The following is a 1,752-nucleotide window of genomic DNA, read 5'->3' as shown; positions in this document are numbered from 1 at the left end:
CGACTCTCGTCGCCGGTGTGGGGGTCAGTGCGAGCCGCATACCTCGCACTGCGGGTGACGCATCAGCCTCATTTCGCGAAACTGGCAGGTCATGGCATCGTAGATGACGATTTTTCCGCTGGCAGGGGTGCCGTAGCCGCTCAGCAGCTTAATCGCCTCCATCGCCTGCAGCGAACCGATGGTGCCTACCAGCGGGGCCATTACCCCGGCTTCGACGCAGGTGAGGGCATTTTCGCCGAACAGACGGCTCAGGCAGCGGTAGCAGGGTTCCCCATCCTGATAGGTAAAGACGCTGATTTGCCCCTCCATACGGATCGCCGCTCCGGAGACCAGTGGGGTTTTGTGCTGAAAGCAGCCGACGTTAAGCTGGTTGCGAATGGCGACGTTGTCGGTGCAGTCGAGCACCAGATCGTGATCGGCAATCTGCGCCGCCAGCGCCGCCTCATCCAGCAAGGCATTGAGCGGGACCAGACGGACGTGCGGGTTAATGCGCGCCAGCGCCTCGCGGGCGGAATCCACCTTCGGCTGGCCGAGGGTGGCGTCGCTGTGCAGCGTCTGGCGCTGCAGGTTGGAGAGCGAGACAGTGTCGAAATCGAGCAGGGTGAGCTGCCCGACCCCGGCGGCGGCCAGATACTGCGCGGCGGCGCAGCCGAGCCCGCCGAGGCCGACCACCAGCACGCGAGCGGCTTTTAACCGCTCCTGGCCGTCAAAATCAAAACCGCGCAAGACGATCTGCCGGTTATAGCGCAGCATCTCTTCATCGCTCAGCTCAACGGTCATTACAGCCCCCCAAACAGGTGACTGAAGGGTTCGACCTCGACCCATTCGCCTGCTTCAACATGGCCGCGCTCACGCTCCAGCACGATAAAGCAGTTGCCGAGGCTGAAGGAGCTGAAAATGTGCGAGCCCTGATGGCCGGTGGTGTTCACCACCAGTTCGCCGTCCGGGTTGCGCTGCAGAATACCGCGCTGAAAATCGAGGCGGCCAGGCGACTTTTTCAGGCGCGTGGCGGCGCGGACCCGCAGGCGGGGCGCCTGAAGCGGGCCGTGCTTGCCCGAGAGTTTCGCCAGCAGGGGTTGCACCAGCTGACAGAAGGTGACGGTGGCGGACACCGGGTTACCCGGCAGGCCGCAGAACCAGCTGCTGCTGAGCTTGCCGAAGGCGAAGGGTTTCCCCGGCTTAATCGCCAGCTTCCAGAAGCCGATCTCCCCCAGCTCTTCGAGGATAGTTTTGGTGTAATCGGCTTCGCCCACCGAGACGCCGCCTGAGCTAATGACCACATCGGCCTGCTGGTCGGCGTCGATAAAAGCGTCGCGCAGCTTCGCCGGGTCGTCAGGAATAATGCCGAGGTTAATGACCTCGTAGCCCAACTGCTGCAGCATCAGGTGCACTGCCAGGCGGTTGGTATCGTAAATCTGGCCGTCGCCGAGCGGTTGACCCGGCAGCTGCAGCTCATCGCCGGTTGAGAAGACCGCGACGCGTACCTTGCGCACCACCTCGACCTCGGCAATGCCGAGCGAGGCCAGCACCGGCAGCTCGGCCACCGTCAGGGGTGTCCCCGCCGGGAAGACCACCGCGCCGTGGGCAATATCTTCTCCGCGGCGGCGAATATGCTGCCCGGCTTTTACCGGCGCGATAAAGCGCACGCCGGCCTCGGTCTGTTCAGTCTCTTCCTGCATCACCACCGCATCGCAGCCTTCCGGCACCGGCGCGCCGGTCATGATGCGGATACAGGTCCCCGCCGGCCAGGCG

2 protein-coding genes are annotated in these 1,752 nt (G+C 64.1%); both read right to left on the bottom strand.

The features are described from left to right. Positions 1 to 24 precede the first annotated feature (24 nt). Positions 25 to 780: a molybdopterin-synthase adenylyltransferase MoeB gene (gene moeB, locus HMPREF9538_RS09770; RefSeq protein WP_004176736.1), complete on the bottom strand. Its 756-nt coding sequence runs from the start codon at positions 778 to 780 to the stop codon at positions 25 to 27. Next, on the bottom strand, positions 780 to 1,752 hold a 973-nt coding region (gene moeA, locus HMPREF9538_RS0128010; protein ID WP_009485554.1), incomplete at its 5' end, for a molybdopterin molybdotransferase MoeA. The genes moeB and moeA, both read right to left, overlap by 1 nt.

Source organism: Klebsiella sp. MS 92-3, from assembly GCF_000195655.1.
In the GTDB taxonomy this organism is placed as follows: Bacteria; Pseudomonadota; Gammaproteobacteria; order Enterobacterales; family Enterobacteriaceae; genus Klebsiella; species Klebsiella pneumoniae.
This window is presented reverse-complemented; position numbering and strand designations above follow the sequence as displayed.

Bases quoted from the DNA above. Each gene is read 5' to 3' on its own strand.
- moeB (WP_004176736.1), bottom strand. From the start codon at position 780: ATGACCGTTGAGCTGAGCGATGAAGAGATGCTGCGCTATAACCGGCAG.